General features: G+C 59.8%; 19 protein-coding genes. 10 read left to right on the top strand and 9 right to left on the bottom strand.

Annotated elements, in window-relative coordinates; genetic code table 11:
- Nucleotides 1-65 precede the first annotated feature (65 nt).
- Nucleotides 66-2,069, top strand: coding sequence for a hydantoinase/oxoprolinase family protein (locus ABWV79_RS12845; protein WP_353392427.1), 2,004 nt, complete (start codon nt 66-68; stop codon nt 2,067-2,069).
- A gap of 4 nt (nt 2,070-2,073) precedes the next feature.
- Here ABWV79_RS12845 and msrA read toward each other — a convergent pair whose 3' ends face one another.
- Nucleotides 2,074-2,583, bottom strand: coding sequence for a peptide-methionine (S)-S-oxide reductase MsrA (gene msrA / locus ABWV79_RS12840; RefSeq protein ID WP_353392425.1), 510 nt, complete (start codon nt 2,581-2,583; stop codon nt 2,074-2,076).
- Nucleotides 2,583-3,029 carry a peptide-methionine (R)-S-oxide reductase MsrB gene (gene msrB / locus ABWV79_RS12835; protein ID WP_170355545.1) on the bottom strand — a complete coding sequence of 149 codons (447 nt, stop codon included), beginning with the start codon at nt 3,027-3,029 and terminating at the stop codon, nt 2,583-2,585. Before msrB ends, msrA begins: the two co-directional genes overlap by 1 nt.
- 140 nt (nt 3,030-3,169) lie before the next feature.
- Between msrB and ABWV79_RS12830 the strand changes: the two genes are divergently transcribed.
- Nucleotides 3,170-3,691: a glutathione peroxidase gene (locus tag ABWV79_RS12830; RefSeq protein ID WP_353392423.1), complete on the top strand. Its 522-nt coding sequence runs from the start codon at nt 3,170-3,172 to the stop codon at nt 3,689-3,691.
- Here the strand turns inward: ABWV79_RS12830 and ABWV79_RS12825 are convergent.
- Nucleotides 3,667-4,554 (bottom strand): DMT family transporter, encoded by an 888-nt coding sequence (locus ABWV79_RS12825; protein ID WP_353392421.1) that lies wholly within the window; start codon nt 4,552-4,554, stop codon nt 3,667-3,669. The two genes, ABWV79_RS12830 and ABWV79_RS12825, sit on opposite strands and share 25 nt — an antisense overlap.
- 194 nt (nt 4,555-4,748) lie before the next feature.
- Between ABWV79_RS12825 and ABWV79_RS12820 the strand changes: the two genes are divergently transcribed.
- Nucleotides 4,749-4,982 (top strand): hypothetical protein, encoded by a 234-nt coding sequence (locus ABWV79_RS12820; RefSeq protein WP_353392419.1) that lies wholly within the window; start codon nt 4,749-4,751, stop codon nt 4,980-4,982.
- Between the two features lie 60 nt (nt 4,983-5,042).
- On the opposite strand, the gene ABWV79_RS12815 is transcribed toward ABWV79_RS12820, so the two are convergent.
- The 4 genes from ABWV79_RS12815 to ABWV79_RS12800 form a co-directional block, all read right to left on the bottom strand.
- Entirely contained in the window at nt 5,043-5,330 is a 288-nt protein-coding gene (locus ABWV79_RS12815; RefSeq protein WP_039533371.1) for an HU family DNA-binding protein, read from the bottom strand.
- A 130-nt stretch (nt 5,331-5,460) separates the two neighbouring features.
- Nucleotides 5,461-6,924, bottom strand: a complete 1,464-nt coding sequence (locus ABWV79_RS12810) for an AMP nucleosidase (protein WP_353392417.1) — start codon at nt 6,922-6,924, stop codon at nt 5,461-5,463.
- On the bottom strand, nt 6,921-8,723 hold the full coding sequence (gene ade / locus ABWV79_RS12805) for an adenine deaminase (RefSeq protein ID WP_353392415.1): 1,803 nt from the start codon (nt 8,721-8,723) through the stop codon (nt 6,921-6,923). The genes ABWV79_RS12810 and ade overlap by 4 nt, the downstream gene beginning before the upstream one ends.
- Before the next feature lie 139 nt (nt 8,724-8,862).
- On the bottom strand, nt 8,863-9,738 hold the full coding sequence (locus ABWV79_RS12800) for a LysR family transcriptional regulator (RefSeq protein WP_353392413.1): 876 nt from the start codon (nt 9,736-9,738) through the stop codon (nt 8,863-8,865).
- Between the two features lie 109 nt (nt 9,739-9,847).
- Here ABWV79_RS12800 and ABWV79_RS12795 point away from each other — a divergent pair, with 109 nt between their 5' ends.
- The gene (locus ABWV79_RS12795; RefSeq protein ID WP_353392411.1) at nt 9,848-10,603 is read left to right on the top strand and encodes a class II aldolase and adducin N-terminal domain-containing protein; all 756 of its coding nucleotides are present in this window, start codon (nt 9,848-9,850) and stop codon (nt 10,601-10,603) included.
- A gap of 10 nt (nt 10,604-10,613) precedes the next feature.
- A complete protein-coding gene (locus tag ABWV79_RS12790; RefSeq protein WP_353392409.1) occupies nt 10,614-11,603 on the top strand; it encodes a sterol desaturase family protein in 990 nt (329 codons plus the stop codon).
- Here ABWV79_RS12790 and ABWV79_RS12785 read toward each other — a convergent pair.
- The gene (locus ABWV79_RS12785; protein ID WP_353392407.1) at nt 11,600-12,541 is read right to left on the bottom strand and encodes a GlxA family transcriptional regulator; all 942 of its coding nucleotides are present in this window, start codon (nt 12,539-12,541) and stop codon (nt 11,600-11,602) included. The genes ABWV79_RS12790 and ABWV79_RS12785 overlap by 4 nt on opposite strands.
- Before the next feature lie 77 nt (nt 12,542-12,618).
- Between ABWV79_RS12785 and ABWV79_RS12780 the strand changes: the two genes are divergently transcribed.
- Genes ABWV79_RS12780 through ABWV79_RS12770 form a run of 3 tightly spaced genes read left to right on the top strand, consistent with a single transcriptional unit; the run spans nt 12,619 to nt 16,564 of the window.
- Nucleotides 12,619-13,779, top strand: coding sequence for an acyl-CoA dehydrogenase family protein (locus ABWV79_RS12780; protein ID WP_353392886.1), 1,161 nt, complete (start codon nt 12,619-12,621; stop codon nt 13,777-13,779).
- The gene (locus ABWV79_RS12775) at nt 13,776-15,788 is read left to right on the top strand and encodes an acetate--CoA ligase family protein (RefSeq protein WP_353392405.1); all 2,013 of its coding nucleotides are present in this window, start codon (nt 13,776-13,778) and stop codon (nt 15,786-15,788) included. Before ABWV79_RS12780 ends, ABWV79_RS12775 begins: the two co-directional genes overlap by 4 nt.
- Entirely contained in the window at nt 15,785-16,564 is a 780-nt protein-coding gene (locus ABWV79_RS12770; protein WP_170355534.1) for a carnitinyl-CoA dehydratase, read from the top strand. The genes ABWV79_RS12775 and ABWV79_RS12770 overlap by 4 nt, the downstream gene beginning before the upstream one ends.
- Here ABWV79_RS12770 and ABWV79_RS12765 read toward each other — a convergent pair.
- On the bottom strand, nt 16,561-17,193 hold the full coding sequence (locus ABWV79_RS12765) for a class I SAM-dependent DNA methyltransferase (protein ID WP_353392402.1): 633 nt from the start codon (nt 17,191-17,193) through the stop codon (nt 16,561-16,563). The two genes, ABWV79_RS12770 and ABWV79_RS12765, sit on opposite strands and share 4 nt — an antisense overlap.
- A gap of 90 nt (nt 17,194-17,283) precedes the next feature.
- Here ABWV79_RS12765 and ABWV79_RS12760 point away from each other — a divergent pair, with 90 nt between their 5' ends.
- Nucleotides 17,284-18,129, top strand: coding sequence for an SDR family oxidoreductase (locus ABWV79_RS12760; protein WP_353392400.1), 846 nt, complete (start codon nt 17,284-17,286; stop codon nt 18,127-18,129).
- A gap of 239 nt (nt 18,130-18,368) precedes the next feature.
- The gene (katG, locus tag ABWV79_RS12755; RefSeq protein WP_353392398.1) at nt 18,369-20,570 is read left to right on the top strand and encodes a catalase/peroxidase HPI; all 2,202 of its coding nucleotides are present in this window, start codon (nt 18,369-18,371) and stop codon (nt 20,568-20,570) included.
- The last annotated feature ends 267 nt before the right edge of the window (nt 20,571-20,837 follow it).

Raw genomic sequence — 20,837 nt, 5'->3', positions numbered from 1 at the left:
CAAACAGGCTGGACGTGTCGGTCCAAACCGCTACACCCAATTCAGCGAACAGGAAGGAGAACCCGATGGCGCTGGCTTTGGGGGTGGATACGGGCGGAACCTATACGGATGCGGTGCTGATCCGGGATGAAGCTGAGGTGATCGCCTCGGCCAAGTCGTTGACCACGCGGGCAGACTTGGCAATCGGCGTGGGCAAAGCGATTTCGGCTGTATTGGAACAGGCGGCAGTTGGCCCTGAGCAAATCTCCATGGCATCTTTGTCGACCACTTTGGCCACCAATGCTCTGGTCGAGGGGCAGGGCGGGCGTGTGGCGCTGGTCTATATCGGGTTCAAGGAAGGCGATTTGGATCGGCACGGGTTACGCGACGCGTTGAAAGGTGATCCAGCCTTGGTTATTGCTGGGGGTCACAGTCATGCGGGGGGCGAAGCCACGCCGTTGGATGTGGCCGCGTTGGAGGCCTTTTTAGACACTCATAAAGGCATTTCCGGCTTTGCTGTGGCCGCGCAATTTGCCACGCGCAACCCCGCGCATGAGTTGGAAGCGGCGCGGATTATTACCGAGCGGACGGGGGCTCCGGTCACCTGCTCGCATCACCTGTCGGCCAAGCTGAATGGGCCGAAACGGGCGGTGACGGCGGTATTAAACGCACGGCTGATCGGAATGATCGACCGGCTGATCGGACGGGCGCAGGATCAGTTGCTGGCGCTGGGCATCACCGCGCCAATGATGGTGGTGCGCGGTGACGGCGCGTTGATGAGCGCCGAGCAGGCGCGGGAGCGCCCGATCGAGACGATCCTCAGCGGGCCTGCAGCCTCGATCGTGGGGGCCAGTTGGTTGACCGGGGCTGAGAATGCCTTGGTATCGGATATTGGCGGGACAACCACGGATATTGCGCTGATCCGCGACGGTAAGCCCGCGATTGATCCCAATGGTGCGCAGGTTGGCGGTTTTCGCACCATGGTCGAGGCGGTGGCGATGCGCACCCATGGTTTGGGCGGCGACAGTCGGGTCCATGTGGTGACCGAGGGGCTGGGAGGCGGCGTGGTCCTTGGGCCACGTAGGGTATTGCCAGTGTCGCTGATCGCGGCCGAGGCCCCGGATGTGGTGCATGCTGAGTTGGACAAACAACTGCGCGCGACCACGGTAGGTGAACATGACACGCGGTTTGCCCGTCGCGTGCCCGGTATCCATGCCGAGGGGCTGGGTGCGCGGGAAGAGGTGTTGTTGGACCGTCTTGGCGATCAGGTTTTGCCGCTGAGCGACCTGTTGCGCACACGGATGGAGAATGGGGCTCTGACGCGGTTGGTGGATCGCGGGATCGTTCAGGTCTCGGGCGTGACGCCGTCGGATGCCAGCCACGTTTTGGGGCGGCTGGACGCCTGGGATGCCGACGCCGCGCGCAAGGCGTTGGAACTGGTGTCACGCAAACGGGTCGGGTCGGGTGATGTGCTGGCGAAAACGCCCGAGGCTTTGGCGCAGATGATCGTGGATCAGTTGACCGAACAGACCTCATTGATTTTATTAGAGACTGCTTTTGCCGAAGAAGCCGGGGATTTTGGTATCCCTTCCGCCGATCTGGCGCGGCATGTTCTGACGCGCAAGGGGTTGGCCAGGCATCGGGGCCTGCTGGCGTTGGATGCGGGGCTGAACGTGGATGTGATCGGGCTGGGTGCCTCGGCCCCCAGCTATTACCCGGCGGTGGGGGAGCGTTTGAATTGCAAGATGATCCTGCCCGAACATACTGGCGTGGCCAATGCCATCGGTGCGGTCGTCGGTCGCCTGACTTTGCGCCGGGCGGGGACAGTCACGTCGCCGTCCGAGGGCAGGTTCCGAGTGCATCTTGAGGACGGGCCACAAGATTTCAACGATTCAGAGGCGGCGCTAACCCTGCTGGAATCCGTGCTAAGATCCGAGGCCGAAGGCGCGGTGCGTGACGCCGGGGCCGAGGATATTCGCGTGATCGTTGACCGCGACATCCGCACTGCCCGCGTTGAGGCGCAGGAGGTCTTTGTCGAGGCCATGATCACGGTTGAAGCCAGCGGCCGCCCAAGGGTTGCCGCCGGATGATCGCTTATTCCGCCGCGTCGCGTTTGGGCAGAACCCAGTCGGGGCGCGGGAAGTGGCAGGTATAGCCGTTGGGGATACGCTCCAGATAGTCCTGATGCTCGGGCTCGGCGTCCCAGAAATCACCGACGGGCTCCAGCTCGGTCACGACTTTGCCGGGCCAGATGCCGCTGGCGTTCACATCGGCAATCGTGTCCAAGGCCACCTGTTTCTGTGCGTCATCCACATAGTAAATAGCCGAACGATAGCTCATCCCGCGGTCATTGCCCTGACGGTTTACCGTGGTCGGATCGTGGATCTGGAAGAAGAACTCCAGCAACTCACGATAGCTGATCTGCGCGGGATCAAAGAAAATCTCGATCCCTTCGGCATGGGTTCCGTGGTTGCGATAGGTGGCGTTGGGGACATCGCCGCCGGTATAGCCGACGCTGGTGCGGGACACGCCCGGCAGTTTGCGGATCAGGTCCTGCATTCCCCAGAAACAACCTCCGGCCAGGACAGCGCGTTCTTCGGTCATCAGATTTCCTCCACATGGATCAGATAGTCGGCATAGCCTTCGGCCTCCATGTCATCGCGGTGGACAAACCGCAAGGAGGCTGAGTTGATGCAATAGCGCAGCCCGCCATGTTCGCGCGGACCGTCGGGGAAGACGTGGCCCAGATGGCTGTCGCCGTATTTCGAGCGCACCTCGGTTCGGATCATGCCGTGGGTGGCGTCGTGAAATTCTTCCACATGTTCATGCACGATGGGCTTGGTGAAACTGGGCCAGCCACAGCCGGATTCGTATTTGTGGGTCGAGGCGAACAGCGGCTCGCCCGAAACGATATCCACATAGATCCCCGGTTCCTTGTTGTTCAGCAGCTTGCCGGTGCCCGGACGTTCGGTCCCGCTGTTCTGCGTGACATGGTATTCTTCAGGTGAGAGGGCGGCGATGGCCTCGGGGGATTTGGTGTATTGGGTCATGGATCCTCCGGTCGGTTGGGTTGCAACATTATTTGGGGGTTGAGGCGCAGAAATCAAAGCCTGATTCACGCACCTCGCGTCCTCGTGCGTTGATCCGGTGTGCGATTTGGCGCGTATACTGGGGCAGAGGAGAGTTCACAATGTTCCGCATCTTGCTGTTGACCGCTTTGATTCTGACCGGGCGCACCGTGCAGGCCGCGCCGCTGACCGGGGAGTTTAATTCCATCGACGGCGGCACCCTGTCGATCGCGGATTGGCGGGGGCAACCGGTTTTGGTGGTGAACACGGCCTCGCATTGTGGCTTTACCGGTCAATATAGTGCGCTACAGAAGGTGCATGAGGATTATAGCCCGCGTGGGCTGGTGGTGCTGGCGGTGCCCTCGGATTCCTTCAATCAGGAGTTGGGCTCGGCGGAAGAGGTCAAGGAATTCTGTGACTTCAACTATAACCTGACCCTGCCAATGACCGACATCACCCCGGTTCGAGGCGCAAAAGCGCATCCTTTCTATCAACAGGTCGCGGAGCAGACAGGATTTGAGCCCAGTTGGAACTTCAACAAAATCCTTCTGAACACTGAAGGCGAAGTAATAGCGACCTATGGCGCAACCATGCGCCCCGATTCCCGGCAAGTGCTGTCTCAGGTCGAGGCTTTGCTGCCCTGAGCAGGTTGCCGCGATAACTGCACGGCCAAAATCCCGGCGGTGGTGATCAGTACGCCAACGGCATCCAGTGGGCCGAGTTTCTCCCCCAGTAGCAACGCAGCAATCGTCACGCCAAAAACAGGGTTAAGGAAGTGGAAGGTGGCTGCGCGGGTCGCTCCGATCCGGTCCAGCAACAGGAACCAGATCAGAGTGGCCAACAAGCCGGGGAAAAGGGTTGTGTAGGTGAAAGCCAGCGCCAACGGCACCGTGGGGTGGATATAGATCGTCTCGAATACGGGAGCCGCGACGAACAGAACGGCTGAACCAACCAGCATCTGCAACCCCACAACCATCATGAAATTCCCGCCCGAGGTCGCCCCGCGCACCGCCAAGGTGGCGAAGGTCAGCGCCAAGGCTCCAACACCGCAGAGCATCACGCCGAACATATCAACGCCCGCGCTGATGCGGCTGCTCATGATCAGGGCGACGCCTGCAAACCCTGCCAGAAGGCCGATCACGCCCATGTGCCGCAGACGATCGCCCAGAAACAGCCAACTTGCCAGCGCCACCAGCAGTGGCATGGTCGAGGCGATAATGGCGGCAACCGACGCCTCAATCGTTTGCATTGCGTAGAAATTCAGACCCAAATACAGGGCATTTTGGCAGATTCCAAACAGGATGGTCGCGTACCATTGTTGCGGCGTCAGCCGCCAACTCTGTCCCATTGCGCGTGCAATGGCCACGCCGATCAACCCGGAAATCAAAAAGCGCAGTGCCAGCGAAAACAACGGTGAAGCGTCCATCACGATGATCCGCGCCGAAGTAAAGGCCGACGACCAGATCAGTGCAAATGTCAGCCCCATGGCCAATGCGCGCAGATCCATCGCCCATCCCCTTTGTTGGTTTCGCGCACTGTTCCTTAAATCAGTAAGGGTCGCAAGACGTACTGTCTGGCCGTAGTAACTAGGAATCTCATAAGGGCACCACACGCGCGGCGCACAATTTAATTCTCACCGGAGTTGGAGTTACTTTTCGGCACGCTAGATTATAAGTGGCGATGACAAAGGCGTAGCTTGTTATGTTGCAAGAGAAGCGAAAAGACCTGGATTCAGAGCGGCAGAAAAAGCTGCTGTTTAGGCTTGTGGATGAACTCAGCCAAACCTCGCCTGATCTGTACTATCGCCCAACCAGTGAGATCGCGACGTACCTTGAAACGTATATTCGTAAGGAAGCAAAACTGTCTGCAGACGATCGGGCCTTGATGAACCGGCTCAGCCGTCGTGATCTGGAAGTGCTATTAAGTTTGCACTGATCCCCAAGAAAAAGGGCCCCCAAACGGCGGCCCTTGATCGTATCTTTGCGACAGCTGAGATCAGCCGTTGACGCTGTCCTTAAGTGCCTTCGCAATGGTCATCTTGACTACCTTGTCGGCCTCTTTCTTGAACTGCTCGCCGGTGGCGGGGTTGCGCACCATGCGCTCGGGGCGCTCGCGGCAGTAGATTTTGCCAACGCCGGGCAGGGTCACTGCGCCGCCGGCGGATACTTCGCGGGTGATCAGGCCGGTCATGGCCTCCAGCGCGGCATTCGCGGCTTTCTTGTCAGTCCCCATTTCCTCAGCGAGAGCAGCAACCAGCTGAGTCTTTGTCATAGGCTTTGCCATTTCTTGGTCTCCTTAACGTGCCCGATGTCTTGGGCCTCACCGCGTAACTGTAACGGGATATTGTGGGCGAACACAACGAATAGTAGCGCGGAAAACCCTAAAAATAGGGGGAAAACGTTGCTTTTTTGCGTCAGAGAAAGGCGGTTTCGTCGAAAGAACGCAATTTCCGGCTGTGCAGACGCTCAAGCGGCATGCCTCGCAGGTGTTCCATCGCGCGAATTCCGATTGCCAGATGGCGGCTGACCTGTGTGGTATAGAAATCCGAGGCCATGCCCGGAAGCTTCAATTCCCCGTGCAGCGGTTTGTCCGAGACACAGAGCAAAGTGCCATAGGGCACCCGGAACCGATATCCATTGGCGGCGATCGTGGCGCTTTCCATATCCAGCGCAATCGCGCGAGACTGGCTGAGGCGCTGTACCGGACCGGACTGATCGCGCAGTTCCCAGTTGCGGTTGTCGACCGAGGCGACAGTGCCGGTGCGCATGACGCGCTTCAGCTCGTACCCGTCCAGCTCTGTCACTTCGGCCACGGCACGTTCCAGCGCGACCTGTACCTCGGCCAGCGGCGGGATCGGTACCCAGACCGGCAGGTCGTCATCCAGCACCTTGTCCTCGCGCAGATAGGCATGGGCCAGTACGAAATCCCCCAGCGCCTGCGTGTTGCGCAAGCCGGCGCAATGGCCAACCATCAGCCACGCATGTGGTCGCAGAACTGCGATATGGTCGGTCGCGGTTTTTGCGTTGGATGGCCCTACCCCGATATTGACCAGCGTGATCCCCGACCCATCGGCGCGTTTCAGGTGGTAGGTCGGCATCTGAGGCAGCTTCAGAGGCTGCTCCAAAACGCCATCGGCCGAGGTGATCTGCGCATTCCCGGTCGACACAAAGCTGGTATAGCCGCTTTCCGGGTCGGCCAGTTGTTCGCGGGCGTAGTTCTCGAACTCGGACACGTAGAACTGGTAGTTGGTGAACAGCACATGGTTTTGGAAATGGCTGGGATCGGTGGCAGTGTAATGCGCCAGACGGGCCAGCGAATAATCCACGCGCTGGGCGGTGAACAACGCCAGCGGGCCAATATCGGTTTCGTGGTCATGCACTCCGTTGACGATATCGTCATTGGTGGTCGTCAGATCCGGCACATCGAACACATCGCGCAAGGTGAACCCGGCTGCGCCTTGATGGGGCACCACAAGGTCAGGGTTATTGGCCACGGCGAAATGGACCGGGATCGGAGTATCCGAGGCACCAATCGTCACTGGTTGGTCATGGTTTTTGATCAGTAGGGCAATTTGTTGGGTCAGATAGGCCCGGAACAGATCGGGCCGTGTGACCGTTGTGGCATGGGTGCCGGGTTCCGAGACGTGACCAAAGCTCAGACGGCTGTCCACATGCGCGTACGAGGTCGTTTTGATGCGAATCTCTGGGTAATAGGCTCTGAATCGCTCGGTCGGAGTGCCTGCCTCCATCGCTTTGGCGAAGTTTTCACATAGAAAACTTGTGGCCTTTTCGTACAGCTCTTCCAGGCGCGCCCCAGCGGCGGCAGGGTCGGTGAACTTCTCGGGGCTCGGGACGTCGGGTGTTCTTATTATTGTCATGCGAGGGGTTCCAAAAGGTCGATCTTTTCAAATGTCCGCACATCCACCAGCCCAAGGTCGGAAATCCGCAGTTCCGGGATCACGACAAGGGCCAGCAGCGAGTGCTGCATATACGCGTTGTTCAACTGACAGCCACAGTCCTGCATCGCCTGAACCATCCGGTCCGCCTTGGCGGCCACATCGGCGGCGGGACTGTCGGACATCAGGCCGGCAATCGGCAGTTCCACCAGCGCCAGTTCCTCGCCATCGCGGAACAGGGTGATGCCGCCGCCCACCTCTGCCAGACGGTTCGCCGCCAGTGCCATCTGTTCGCGGTCGGTCCCCACCACGATCATATGGTGGCTGTCATGCGCCACGGTCGAGGCCATGGCCATGCGCCCTCGATACCCAAAGCCCGAGACAAACGCGTTCGTGACCCCTCCGGTCGCGCGGTGGCGTTCGACCAGCGCGATCTGGCAGACATCGCCTTCGCCCTCGACCAGCCCGCCGATGATGGGTAATTCCGCCTTCAGCGCCTTGGTTGGGGCTTGGTTCTCCACCACGCCGATCACATTGGCCCGCACGAGGTTTGCACCCTCTGGCGCTTTGATTTCAAAATCCGCATCAGCCAGCACATGGCCCAGATGCACCGTATTTCGCGCGTTGTCCGGCCAGTTCAGATGCGGGCAATCCACGGTGATCGCGCCATTTTCGGCGACGATCTGGCCGCGGGCGATGACCACTTCGATCGGCAGCTCTGTCAGATCGGAACTGAGGATAATATCCGCCCGCCGGCCCGGTGTGATTGACCCGATCTCGCGTTCCAGCCCGAAATGGGTGGCGGTGTTGATCGTCGCCATCTGCAATGCGATCAGCGGGTCACAACCGCAGGCAATCGCGTGATGCACCACGCGGTTCATATGCCCCTCATTGACCAAAGTGCCCGAGTGGCAATCGTCGGTACACAGGATAAAGCCGCGCGGGTCCAACCCTTTTTCAGTCACGGCGGTGATCTGGCTTTCCACATCATACCAGGCCGAGCCCAGCCGCATCATCGATCGCATCCCCTGCCGCACCCGCGCAATGGCGTCGGCCTCGCAGGTGCCTTCATGGTCGTCAGCCGGGCCGCCCGCGACATAGGCCGCGAAATCAGGCCCCAGATCGGGCGAGGCATAGTGTCCGCCCACGGTTTTGCCCGCAGTCTGAGTTGCCGCGATTTCCGCCAGCATCTTGGGGTCGCCGTGGATCACACCGGGGAAGTTCATCATTTCACCCAATCCGATGATGCCGGGCCAGTTCATCGCTTCGGCCACGTCCTCGGGGGTGATCTCATAGCCCGTGGTTTCAAGCCCTGGGGCCGATGGCGCGCAGGATGGCATCTGGGTGAAGATGTTCACCGGTTGCATCAGCGCCTCGTCATGCATCATCCGCACGCCATCCAGTCCCAGCACATTGGCAATCTCATGCGGGTCGGTGAACATTGACGTCGTACCATGAGGGATCACCGCGCGGGCAAACTCGGCCGGGGTCAGCATCCCCGATTCGATATGCATATGCGCGTCGCACAGACCGGGCAGCATATAGCGCCCATTGGCTTCGATGATCTGCGTCTTTGGGCCGATGCAATGCGAGGCATCCCGCCCCACAAAGGCGATGCGCCCGCTGGCGATCGCGATGTCGTGATCCGGCAGCGCCTCACGTGTGTGAACATTCACCCAGATCCCTCCGTGCACGACCATGTCGGCTGGATCACGTCCAGCGGCAACAGCGATCAATCGGGGGGCGGTATCGGGCCAACTTGGGAAAGGCGTATATTCCATGGCTCAACTTTTCTGAATGTGTCCGAAGGTGCAACCCCTGCCGAACATCTATCATCAAACCGTCACGCAGCGCGTCAGCGCTGCCCGGCCCAACCGAAGGAGGGCGCGAGCAAGCGTCCCTGACGATGGGCGGGAGCGCCTACCCCGCCAGATCGCGGGCAATTTCCCGCCTTACCCAATCGGCGAACAGGACGGCACCCGGCGTTTCCTCGGCCTGAGGCGACAGCAGCAGGTAATAAGCCTCGGGCATCTCCGCACGATACTCAAACGGAGCCACCAGTTGTCCGCGCTCGATCAGGTCGCGAGCTATGGTGTCATGGGTCAGGCAATACCCACCCCCGGCCATCGCAACAGACAGGCTAACCAGATATGTTGTCGAATAGGTAATGGGAGGTTTTTCCCAAGTTAGGCCCTGTTCACTGATCCAGTTCTGCCAATTCGACAACAGATTCGAGCAATCAAACAGGGGTTGTTCCTGAATATCTTCCAGCCGCACTTCATAGCCCGGCGCGCAGACCGGGTAATAGTGATCGGTGCGCAGTAACTCGGTGCGCACCGTGTCGGACGGGCGCAGGGAATAGCGGATTTCGACCGCCGCGCCCTCGGCCATTTCGCGCGGCTCCCAAAGTTCGGTGAAAATGTTCAGCTGCACATCCGGGTGCGCGGCGCGGAACCGGGGCAGACGCGGTCCCAGCCAGTTCACGGCAAAGGTGATGTTGCTTTGAACCTGCACCGCATTTTGCTGCGCGCCGGTAACGGCCTGCGTACCACGCACCAGCGTGCGAAACGCCTCACGCACTACGGGCAGATAGGTGATTCCGGCCTCGGTCAGCTCTAGCGCGCGGGGACGGCGCAGAAACAGGGGTTGGCCCAGATAGCCCTCAAGCGATTTTATCTGCTGACTGACCGCGCTTTGCGTCATGTTCAGATCACGCGCCGCACCGGTGAACGACAAGTGTCGCGCGGCGGCCTCGAACGTGCGCAGCCAGCCCAGCGGAGGAAGCGATGTCTGCATTGGCATAACCTCACCATTAGCTGAGCTTATGGGATAGGCGAGAATTTTTCGTTGGTCAAATCTGCCTTGCGTCGCCACCTTCTTGAGAAACCAGATGGAGGAGCCCGCCATGACCGTCACCGAATTGCGTCCTAATATCGACCACTGGCCCGAGAGGGTCGACCTGGCTGCCACCTTCCGCTGGACCGAACGCCTGAACATGCACGAGTCCGTGGCCAACCACTTCAGTTTAGCCGTCAACGAGGACGGAACGCAGTTCCTGATGAACGCCAATCAGATGCATTTCGCACGGATCAAGGCATCGAACCTGTTGCTGCTAGATGCCAATGATCCCGAAGTGATGGATCAACCCGGCGCGCCCGACCCGACCGCTTGGGGTCTGCATGGCTCGATTCACCGCCATTGCCCGCATGCGCGTTGCGTGATGCATGTGCATTCGATTTTTGCGACCGTTCTGGCCTCGTTGGCGGACAGCACTCTACCGCCGATCGACCAGAACACGGCCACCTTCTATAACCGCTATGTGGTGGACCAGGAATTCGGCGGACTGGCCTTTGAAAGCGAAGGTGAGCGCTGCGCTGCGATGCTGTCGGACCCGAAGAAGAAGGTCATGATCATGGGCAACCATGGCGTGCTGGTGACTGGAAGCGACCCGGCCGATACGTTCAACCGCCTCTATTACTTCGAACGCGCGGCCGAGACATATATCCGAGCGCTGCAGACCGGCCAGCCCCTGCGTGTCTTGTCTGATGAGATTGCGGAAAAGACCGCGCAGGAACTGGACGACTACCCCGATCAGGCCGAGGCGCATCTGCGGGAAATCAAGGCTCTGCTGGATGCAGAGGGATCGGACTACGCCAGCTAAAGGGATTTCAATGACTGATTCTGCACAAGACCCCGAAGCCGCCCGCTGGCACTATCACCCCGAAGGCCCTGTGGGTTTGAACCCGCTGTTCGCATGGCCTCCGCGCCCCGCCTCCGTGCTGAAGTGGTATAGCGGGGCGTGGTTGCAGATTACCTCACTGACCCTGTGTATGGGGCTGGCGGTCATTGCCTATGTCGTATTTTTCCCTGGGTTAGAGTCGATGAAGAGCTTTGCTCCGGGGTGGATGTTCCGCATTTGGCTGCTGAACATGGTGCCTCAGATCTTGGTGGCGGGCGGGCTGCATTGGTGGCTTTACATGCGCAAGGGGCAGGGCATGTACAAAAAGTTCGACCGTCGCGACCTGACCCGAGACAACGGCAATTTCACCTTCCGCAATCAGGTCTGGGACAATATCTGGTGGACGCTGGGCAGCGCCATGACCGTGGCGACCGTGTATCAATGGGTGATCTATTGGGCGATGGCTAATGGGTATGTGCCGACAGTCACTTGGGCCAGCGCGCCGATTTGGTTTATCGTCTGGATGTTGTTCATCCCGATGTGGTCTGGCTTGCATTTCTATTGGGTGCATCGGCTGGAGCATCACCCAAAGCTCTATAAACACGTCCACGCCGTGCATCATCGCAACGTCAATATCGGCCCGTGGTCGGGGATATCGAACCATTGGTATGAAAACCTGCTGTATTTCACGACCTATTTCATCCATCTGATCGTGCCGTCCCACCCTCTGCATCTGCTGTTTCACACGTATTTCCAGCAGATCAGCCCGGTTCTGTCTCATTCAGGGTTTGAAAAGCTGAAAGCCGGAGAAACTGAAGCGGCCCGTGCGGGGGACTTTTTCCACCAGCTTCATCACAGGTATTTCGAGTGCAACTATGGCACCTCGGAAATCCCCTTCGACAAGTGGTTCGGCACCTATCACGATGGGTCTGCCGAGGCGACGACGCGGACGCGGGCCTATAAAAAGCAGATGTATACCTAGCCGGATCGCATTGCGCGCGGGGTGGTCCCGAACTCGGTCCGAAAAGCGCGGGTCAGGGCGCTGGGGTCGTCATAGCCTGCGCGCAGTGCGATCTCGGCGATGGTCAGGTCGGTCTCGGTTGCCAGTTTCCGGGCCAGGTTCAGGCGCAGGCGGCGATAGACCTGTGCGGGGCCTGCGCCCAGTTCGGTTTGCATTCGGGCCGCCAGTGCCTTTTGCGATCGTCCAACCCGGCGGGCGATCTCGGGGATAGGCAAGGGCGTTTCCAAATGTTCCTGCATCAGCGCCAGCGCTTTGGTCACATAGCTGCTGGTCGCACCCGCCCCGCCGGAATGAGACCTTGCGGAATCGCGTGTCATGAAAAGCTGCGCTACCTCCAGCGCCAAAGCCTGCCCGTGGTCTCGCCCAATCAGGTGCAGCACCAGATCAAACGCCGCCATCGCGCCAGAACAGGTAATGCGGTCGCCGTCGATCACGTAGCGTTCGCGCTGTGCGTCTATCTCTGGGAACCGCTCGGTAAAACTGCCCAATTCTTCCCAGTGGATCGTCGCACGGTGCCCGTCCAGTAATCCGGCCAGCGCCAACAACCAGCTTCCTGTGTCCAGCCCGGCCAGCGCACTGTAACGCCCCGCTGCGGATCGCAACCCCGCCAGCGTCCGCCACCCGCCATGGGCGCGAAACCCGTAAGAGGGCATGACGAGCAACGTATCGCCCCGTGCATTCTGCAAGATGTCATGTGGTGCGACTTGCAGCCCCGAAGATGACGTGACGGGCGCACGATCTAGTGACAGAAATTGCCAGTCATACAGCTTGCGCCCACCGATGGAATTCGCAGCCCGCAAGGGTTCGACCGTATTCGCCAGGCAGTGGTTGGAAAAGCCGTCGAACAGAAGCACTCCGAATTGCTGCGGCGCAGCGGGCGATTTGATCCATCTTTGCATGATTTAGGTCTATTTCTGCATGTTCAGCTTGGCAAGCCACGTCAGGATACCCGCAACCCCAGATGTGGAGACCCCAGATGCAATATGGCCTGTCCGACGAACAAGAGATGATCGCCGCGACCGTTCGCAGCTTTGTCGAAAACGAAATCTACCCGCATGAAGAGCTGGTCGAGCGCACCGGCGAGGTCCCGCACGAGATTGCCGCCGAGATCAAACGCAAGACGATCGAGTTGGGCTTTTATGCTTGTAACTTCCCCGAAAGCGTCGGCTGTGCCGGGCTGAACCATCTGGAGTTTGCGCTGGTCGAACGCGAGTTGGGCCGGGGATCCATGGCGCTGAACCATTTCTTTGGACGGCCGCAAAACATCCTGATGGCCTGCGAGGGCAATCAGGTCGACCGTTACCTGATGCCTGCCGTCCGGGGTGAAAAGATGGACGCGCTGGCGATGACTGAACCCGGTGCGGGCTCGGACGTGCGGGGGATGAAATGCGCTGCCGTGCGTGATGGGGGCGACTGGGTGGTCAATGGCACCAAGCACTTCATCTCGGGCGCGGAACATGCAGACTTTATCATCGTCTTCATCGCAACCGGTGAAGATCAGACGCCGAAAGGCCCCAAGAAACGCATCACTGCCTTTCTGGTCGATCGCGGCACTCCCGGCTTCACAATCCGGGATGGGTACAAGTCGGTCAGCCATCGCGGCTACAAGAACATGGTGCTGGACTTCGACGATTGCCGCCTGCCGGATGCGCAGGTTCTGGGCGAGGTCGATGGCGGGTTCGAGGTGATGAACACCTGGCTTTACGCCACCCGGATCACCGTTGCCGCCATGTCGGTCGGGCGCGCGCGGCGGGCGTTCGACTATGCGCTGGACTATGCCGCCACGCGTGAACAATTCGGCCAGAAGATCGGCAAGTTTCAGGGCGTCTCATTCCAGATTGCAGACATGATCACCGAGATTGACGCCGCCGATCTGCTGACCCTTGCCGCCGCCGATCGTCTGGACAAGGGGCTGCCCGCCAACCGTGAGATCGCCTCGGCCAAACTGTACGCCTCTGAAATGCTGGCCCGGGTGACAGATGCGGCGATTCAGGTGCATGGCGGGATGGGTCTGATGGACGACTACCCGCTGGAGCGATTCTGGCGTGACGCGCGTGTCGAACGCATCTGGGACGGAACCAGCGAGATTCAGCGCCACATTATCAGCCGCGATCTGCTGCGGGCGCTGGGCGCATGACAACAGCGCTGGCCCGAGCGCTGAACCCTAAAACCATCGCCGTGATCGGCGGAGGCGCGTGGTGTGCGGCGGTCATCGAGCAGGCCCGCAAATTCGGGTTCAAGGGCGAGATTTGGCCGGTCCATCCCAAAGCGATCGAAGTTGCTGGGGAGCGGGCGTTCGCAACGCTCGAAAATTTACCCTCTGCACCAGACATGGCATTTATCGGGATCAACCGCCACGCAACCGTCGAGGCGGTTACGGTTCTGTCCGCGATGGGTGCAGGCGGCGCGGTCTGTTTTGCCTCGGGTTTTACCGAGGCTCTAGCCGAAGACCAATCAGGCGCGGGCTTGCAGGATCAACTGATCGCCGCCGCCGGTGAGATGCCGATATTGGGGCCGAACTGCTATGGTTTCGTCAACGGTTTGGATCGCGTGGCCGTCTGGCCCGATCAGCACGGCATGCGGCCCGTGGATCGCGGGGTGGCGATCCTGACGCAAAGCTCGAACATTGCGATCAACATGACCATGCAACGCCGCGCTTTGCCGTTGGCCTTCATGTTGACCTGTGGGAATCAGGCACAGACGCATCAGGCCCAGATTGCCTCGGCGTTGTTGGATGACGACCGCATTACGGCCATCGGCGTGCATATCGAAGGGTTTGGCGATCTGCGCAAATGGGAGGCGCTGGCTAAAAAGGCTCGTCAGCGCGGTGTCCCGATTGTCGCGCTGAAGATGGGTCGGTCGGTCCATGCCCAAGCGGCAGCGATTTCGCATACGGCCTCGCTGGCGGGTCAAGACGCGGGTGCGCAGGCGTTTCTGGATCGGTTGGGGATTGCCCGATTGGATGACATCCCCAGCTTTCTGGAATGCCTCAAGCTGTTGCATGTAACCGGGCGTCTGGACAGTAACGGGCTTGGTACGATCAGCTGCTCGGGGGGCGAGGCCAGTTTGGCCGCGGATATGGCTGAGGGGCGCGATCTGCACTTTCCGCCTCTGACGGATACGCAACGCACCGATCTGCGCGCAGCATTGGGGCCGATGGTGGCGCTGGCGAACCCGCTGGACTACCACACCTATATCTGGCGCGACACGCAGGCGATGACGCGCGCCTGGTCGGCGATGATGGGGCCGGAACAGGCTCTGACCATGGCCATTGTGGACTACCCGCACACGGATCAAACGGATTGGAGCTGTGCGACGCAGGCCGCGTTGAATTGCGTGGCACAAACCGGGCGGCCCTTTGCAGTGACCGCAACTCTGCCCGAGTTGATGCCCGAGGACGTCGCGCAGCGACTGATGGATGGCGGCGTTATTCCCTTCGCCGGGCTGCATGAGGCACTGTCGGCTGTCGAAGCGGCGGCGCGCCCTGCAGGTCAGGACTCTGATCCGGTGGTCCTTCCCAGTACTGCCAATCCAAACGTTACGCTGACCGAGGCGGAGGCCAAGGACCAGCTTGCAGCCTTCGGTGTGTCCACTCCGAAAAGGTTGGTGATTCAGGCCGATGCCGCCAGTGCGGGTGACCTGACCGGTCCTTTCGCCGTCAAGGGCGTTGGACTGGCCCATAAGTCGGACCACGGGGCGGTTCAGTTAGGAGTCAGCGCCGACGATCTGCCAGCGGTCGCGGCCCAGATCGGCACCTCTGAGGTTCTGATCGAGGAAATGGCACCCGAAGGCGTGGCAGAGTTGCTGGTCGGTGTCACCTGCGATCCGGCCCATGGATATGTTCTGACCTTAGGCGCGGGCGGGGTATTGACGGAAATCCTACGGGACTCGGTGTCTCTGCTGATCCCGTCGCCTCGGAATGTAGTTGAAAAGGCGCTGGGCGAGCTGGCCTGTGCGCCGTTGCTGGCTGGCTATCGCGGCAAGCCCGCCGCAGATATAGGCGCGATCCTGGATACGGTCGAGGCCGTTCAGGCCTATGTTATTGCCAATGCCACCCATGTCAGCGAAGTTGAAATCAATCCGCTTATCTGCGGGCCGGAAGGTGCCGTGGCAGTGGATGCTCTGATCCGAAAGGCACGCACATGAACCCGGTCAAAACCCAGCGCGACGGCGCTATATTGCAGGTCACTCTGGACCGCCCCAAAGCGAATGCGATTGATCTGGCCACCAGCCGCGTTATGGGCGAGGTGTTTCGGGATTTCCGCGATGACCCGGACCTGCGCGTGGCGATCATCACCGGCGGCGGCGACAAGTTCTTTTGCCCCGGCTGGGATCTGAAGGCTGCGGCGGATGGCGACGCAGTAGATGGCGATTATGGTGTGGGCGGCTTCGGCGGGTTGCAAGAGCTGCGCGATATGAACAAACCGGTGATTGCCGCCGTGAACGGAATCGCCTGCGGTGGCGGGCTGGAACTGGCGCTGAGCGCGGACATGATCATCGCCGCAGATCACGCCAGCTTTGCCCTGCCCGAAATCCGATCCGGTACCGTTGCGGATGCGGCCAGTGTCAAACTGCCCAAGCGCATCCCCTATCACATCGCGATGGAATTATTACTGACGGGCCGCTGGTTCACCCCGGATGAGGCCAAGAACTGGGGTCTGGTCAACGAAATCGTACCCGGCGATCAGCTGATGGACCGCGCATGGGAACTGGCGCGTTTGCTGGCCAGCGGGCCGCCTCTGGTCTATGCCGCGATCAAAGAGATCGTGCGCGAGGCCGAAGACTCCAAGTTTCAGGACGCCATGAACCGGATCACACGGCGGCAGTTGCCGACCGTGGATACTCTGTACGGATCCGAGGACAATCTGGAAGGTGCCCGCGCCTTTGCTGAAAAACGCGATCCGGTCTGGAAGGGGCGCTAAACTCGTTCGAACAGGGCGATCAAAGCCGTATCGTCCTTGTTTGGGCCGTTGGCAAGTTCGCCGTAGATTCGAACCTCGGGTAGGGCGAGATTCCTAATCTGGCCCTGTGCCAGTTTGTGCAGAGCTTCGGCAAACCCCAGTTTTTCATAGTGCTGAGCGTTGATCGACAGGGCGAATTGCGCTCCGGGGCGGGCGACGCGCAGCAAGGGCATCAAAGCCTCGGGGCCCAGATGGCCATGGGTGAACGTGCCTGACGACACGACGCCCGAGTAGTTTTCGCGCGGAACCGGGATACCCTCGTTCAGGTCAGCTTCTATCGCGTCGCGGTAGATATCCTTGCGCATGGCCTGATCCAGCATCTCGGCGCTGATATCGGTGGCGTCGATAGGTCCGACACCCAAACCTGCAAGAACGGCTCCGCACAATCCTGTTCCGGCTCCGACATCCAGCACTGGACCCTGACCTCCTGCGCCGACAAACGCGCGGGCGGTGCGGATATGCAGCTGGTAATCCTCTCGGGTGGCAAAGCCTTCGTCATAGTCCCCGGCCCATTCGGCATATAGCCGTCGGTTATCTTCGGGTGTTTCAAGCGCATAAGCCGTGTGCAGATCGGGGGTTTTGTCACTCATGCCTAAAAGAAAGGCGCATTGAGAGATTCGAATCAAGTACCCCGTCGACCCCGCTTGCATCCGGTGGATTTGCGGATCATCAATGGCGGCATGACAGGTACTCTATTTTCGTTTGGTCATGGCTATTCCGCGCAGGAGTTGACGCGACTGCTGGCGCCCCATGGATGGCGGGCTATCGGAACCACGCGGGATCCGGCGCAATCACCGGCTTTACGGGCATCTGGGGCGGAACCAGTTGTCTGGCCGGGACAGCAGGTCAATCTGAACGGGGTGACGCATCTGCTGATCTCAACGGCACCCAATGCTGATGGCGATCCGGTTCTGGCAGCGCTGCAAAACGAAATCACGGCACGGGCTGCACAGTTCAAGTGGGTTGGATACTTGTCTACAACCGCCGTTTACGGTGATCATCAAGGTGCGTGGGTGGATGAATCCACGCCTGCGACGCCCACCGCCCAACGCGGCAAATGGCGGGTTCAAGCCGAGCAACAATGGTTGAGTATTCCGAACCTGCCGACCCATATCTTTCGGTTGGCCGGGATTTACGGCCCCGGACGCGGTCCATTTTCCAAACTGAAACGCGTTGGGATGCGGCGGATCATCAAGCCGGGTCAGGTATTTTCTCGCATTCATGTGGCCGACATTGCGCAGGTTCTTGCTGCGTCCATGTCTGCGCCCAATCCGGGGGCCATATATAACGTCTGCGATGATGAGCCGGTCCCTCCACAAGACGTAATTGCCTATGCGGCGGAATTGCAGGGGCTGCCGCTACCACCCGCGGTCCCGTTTGATGAGGCGGAACTAACCCCCATGGCGCGTAGCTTCTACAATGAGAACAAGCGCGTCAGGAACGACCGGATCAAGGATGAACTGGGCGTGAAACTTCTGTATCCTGATTACCGGGTTGGTTTGGACTCATTAACGCGAGACGGATGATCTATTTGTGATAATTTTTAGTTATCACAATCATCCGAAAACAAAACTTTTTAGCATAGCTTGAATTTGCTAGGAGTGGCGTCGACAAGACCCGAGAGTCGCTGTTGCCCGCCCTGCTGCCTGCGCGAATTTTCGCGGCGCCTGTAGGATGGATAAAAGTGTCATCTATATGTGTTCTTGACCGACCGAGTTTTTAGCGGCGCCACAGCGCCGGAATTTTGCCAGGAATGGAGATCGACATGGACGGAAGTGATAACCCCAAAGCAGGCGGATGCCCTGTCATGCACGGCGCAGGAACCCGGTCTAACCGGGACTGGTGGCCGAACCAGCTGAACCTGTCGATCCTGCATCAGCACGGACCGGCCTCGAATCCGATGGATGCGGATTTCGATTACGCCGAAGCGTTCAAGGCTCTGGACATGAAGGCGCTGAAGGAAGACCTCTATGCGCTGATGACGGATTCGCAGGACTGGTGGCCTGCGGACTATGGCCATTACGGCGGGTTCTTCATCCGTATGGCGTGGCACAGCGCGGGCACCTACCGGACGGCAGATGGCCGTGGCGGTGCTTCGACCGGTAACCAGCGGTTTGCGCCGCTCAACAGCTGGCCGGACAACGGCAACCTGGATAAAGCGCGCCGTTTGCTGTGGCCGATCAAGCAGAAATACGGCAACCAGATTTCCTGGGCCGACCTGATGATTCTGGCGGGCAACTGCGCCATCGAGTCGATGGGCGGCAAGACCTTCGGTTTCGCCGGTGGTCGCGAAGACATCTGGGCCCCAGAGGAGGACATCTATTGGGGTTCGGAAACCGAATGGCTGGCCCCGACGGACAACCCGCATAGCCGTTACTCGGGCGAGCGGGATCTGGAAAACCCACTGGCCGCCGTGCAGATGGGTCTGATCTACGTGAACCCAGAAGGTCCGGACGGACAGCCCGACGCGCTGGCCTCGGGCCGTGATATCCGCGACACCTTCGGTCGTATGGCGATGAATGACGAGGAAACTGTCGCTCTGGTCGCAGGTGGCCACACCTTTGGTAAGGCCCATGGTGCGGGTGATCCCGATCTGGTCGGTCCCGATCCAGAGGCCGCTCCGATTGAAGAGATGGGCTTTGGCTGGATTAACAAGTTTGGCTCGGGCAAGGGTGACGACACCACCACCTCGGGGATCGAGGGCGCGTGGACGGCCAACCCCACTAAGTGGGACAACGGCTATTTCGACCTGCTGTTCGGCTATGACTGGAACCTGACCAAAAGCCCCTCGGGCGCGTGGATCTGGGAGCCGGTGAACGTCAAAGAAGAAGACATGGCCCCGCAAGCGCATGATCCGTCGAAAAAGGTCAAAACCATGATGACCACCGCCGATATGGCGATGCGCATGGACCCGATCTATGGCCCGATCTCGAAACGCTTCCACGAAAACCCGGAAGAGTTCGCCGATGCCTTTGCTCGAGCATGGTTCAAGCTGACCCACCGCGATATGGGCCCCCGCTCGGCCTATATCGGTGAAGAGGCCCCGACCGAAGAGCTGATCTGGCAGGACAACGTCCCCGCTGTGGATCACGATCTGGTGGATGACGCGGACGTAGCCGACCTGAAAGCCAAGATCGCGGCAACCGGCCTGTCGGTGTCGGAACTGGTATCGACCGCTTGGGCTTCGGCCTCGACCTTCCGCGGGTCGGACAAGCGCGGTGGTGCCAATGGTGCCCGTATCCGCCTTGCCCCCCAGAAAGACTGGGATGTGAACGAGCCGATGAAATTGTCCAAGGCGCTGTCCGCGCTCGAGGGTGTTCAGGCCGCGTTCAACGATGCGCAGTCGGGCGGCAAAAAGGTCTCGCTGGCGGATGTGATCGTTCTGGCCGGTGCCGTAGGTATCGAACAGGCGGCCAAGGCTGGCGGTCAGGATGTCGAGGTTCCGTTTACTCCGGGCCGCACTGATGCGTCGCAGGACCAGACGGATGTCGATAGCTTTGCTGTGATGGAGCCCATCGCTGATGGTTTCCGCAATTACCAGAAAGGTGACTATACCGTTTCACCCGAAGAGCTGCTGGTCGACAAAGCCCAGCTGCTGACCCTGTCCGCGCCCGAGATGACAGCACTTGTCGGTGGCCTGCGTGTGATGGGTGCCAATTTCGGCGATACCACGCACGGCGTGTTCACGGATCGAGTCGGTACCCTCAGCACCGACTTCTTCACCAACTTGCTGGACATGAGCACCGAATGGAAACCCGCAGGCAAGGACGTCTATGAGGGCCGCGACCGCGCCGGCGGTGAGGTCAAGTGGACCGGCACCCGTGTTGATCTGGTCTTTGGCTCGAACTCGCAACTGCGGGCGCTGGCCGAGGTCTATGGCCAGTCCGGGGCCGAAGCCAAGTTCACCGCCGACTTTGTGTCCGCCTGGACCAAGGTGATGAATGCGGACCGGTTCGACTTGAAATAATTAAGACTACCACCACTCACAAAACGACGCCGCGCGAGGGAACTCGGGCGGCGTTTCTCTTGGCTGGATCCAGCAGGCGTACCAAGCATTGGGTACGATTCCATAGAAAGCGATCGTGCTTCAGGATTAAGACGCGTCCATGGTCGGTTTTTTGATCCTGTTTGTGAAGGTAACTTATTGTTTTTATTAAGGTCAGGAAGTTTCTTCTGAGAAATGTAAAGTTTTTTCAAAATGGGGGTTGCAGGTCCCAGACCTAATCCGTAAATA

It is taken from the genome of Ruegeria sp. HU-ET01832 (assembly GCF_040371315.1).
GTDB lineage: Bacteria > Pseudomonadota > Alphaproteobacteria > Rhodobacterales > Rhodobacteraceae > Ruegeria > Ruegeria lacuscaerulensis_A.
Note: the sequence above shows the minus strand (reverse complement) of the source record. Positions and strands in the feature narration are given on the sequence as shown.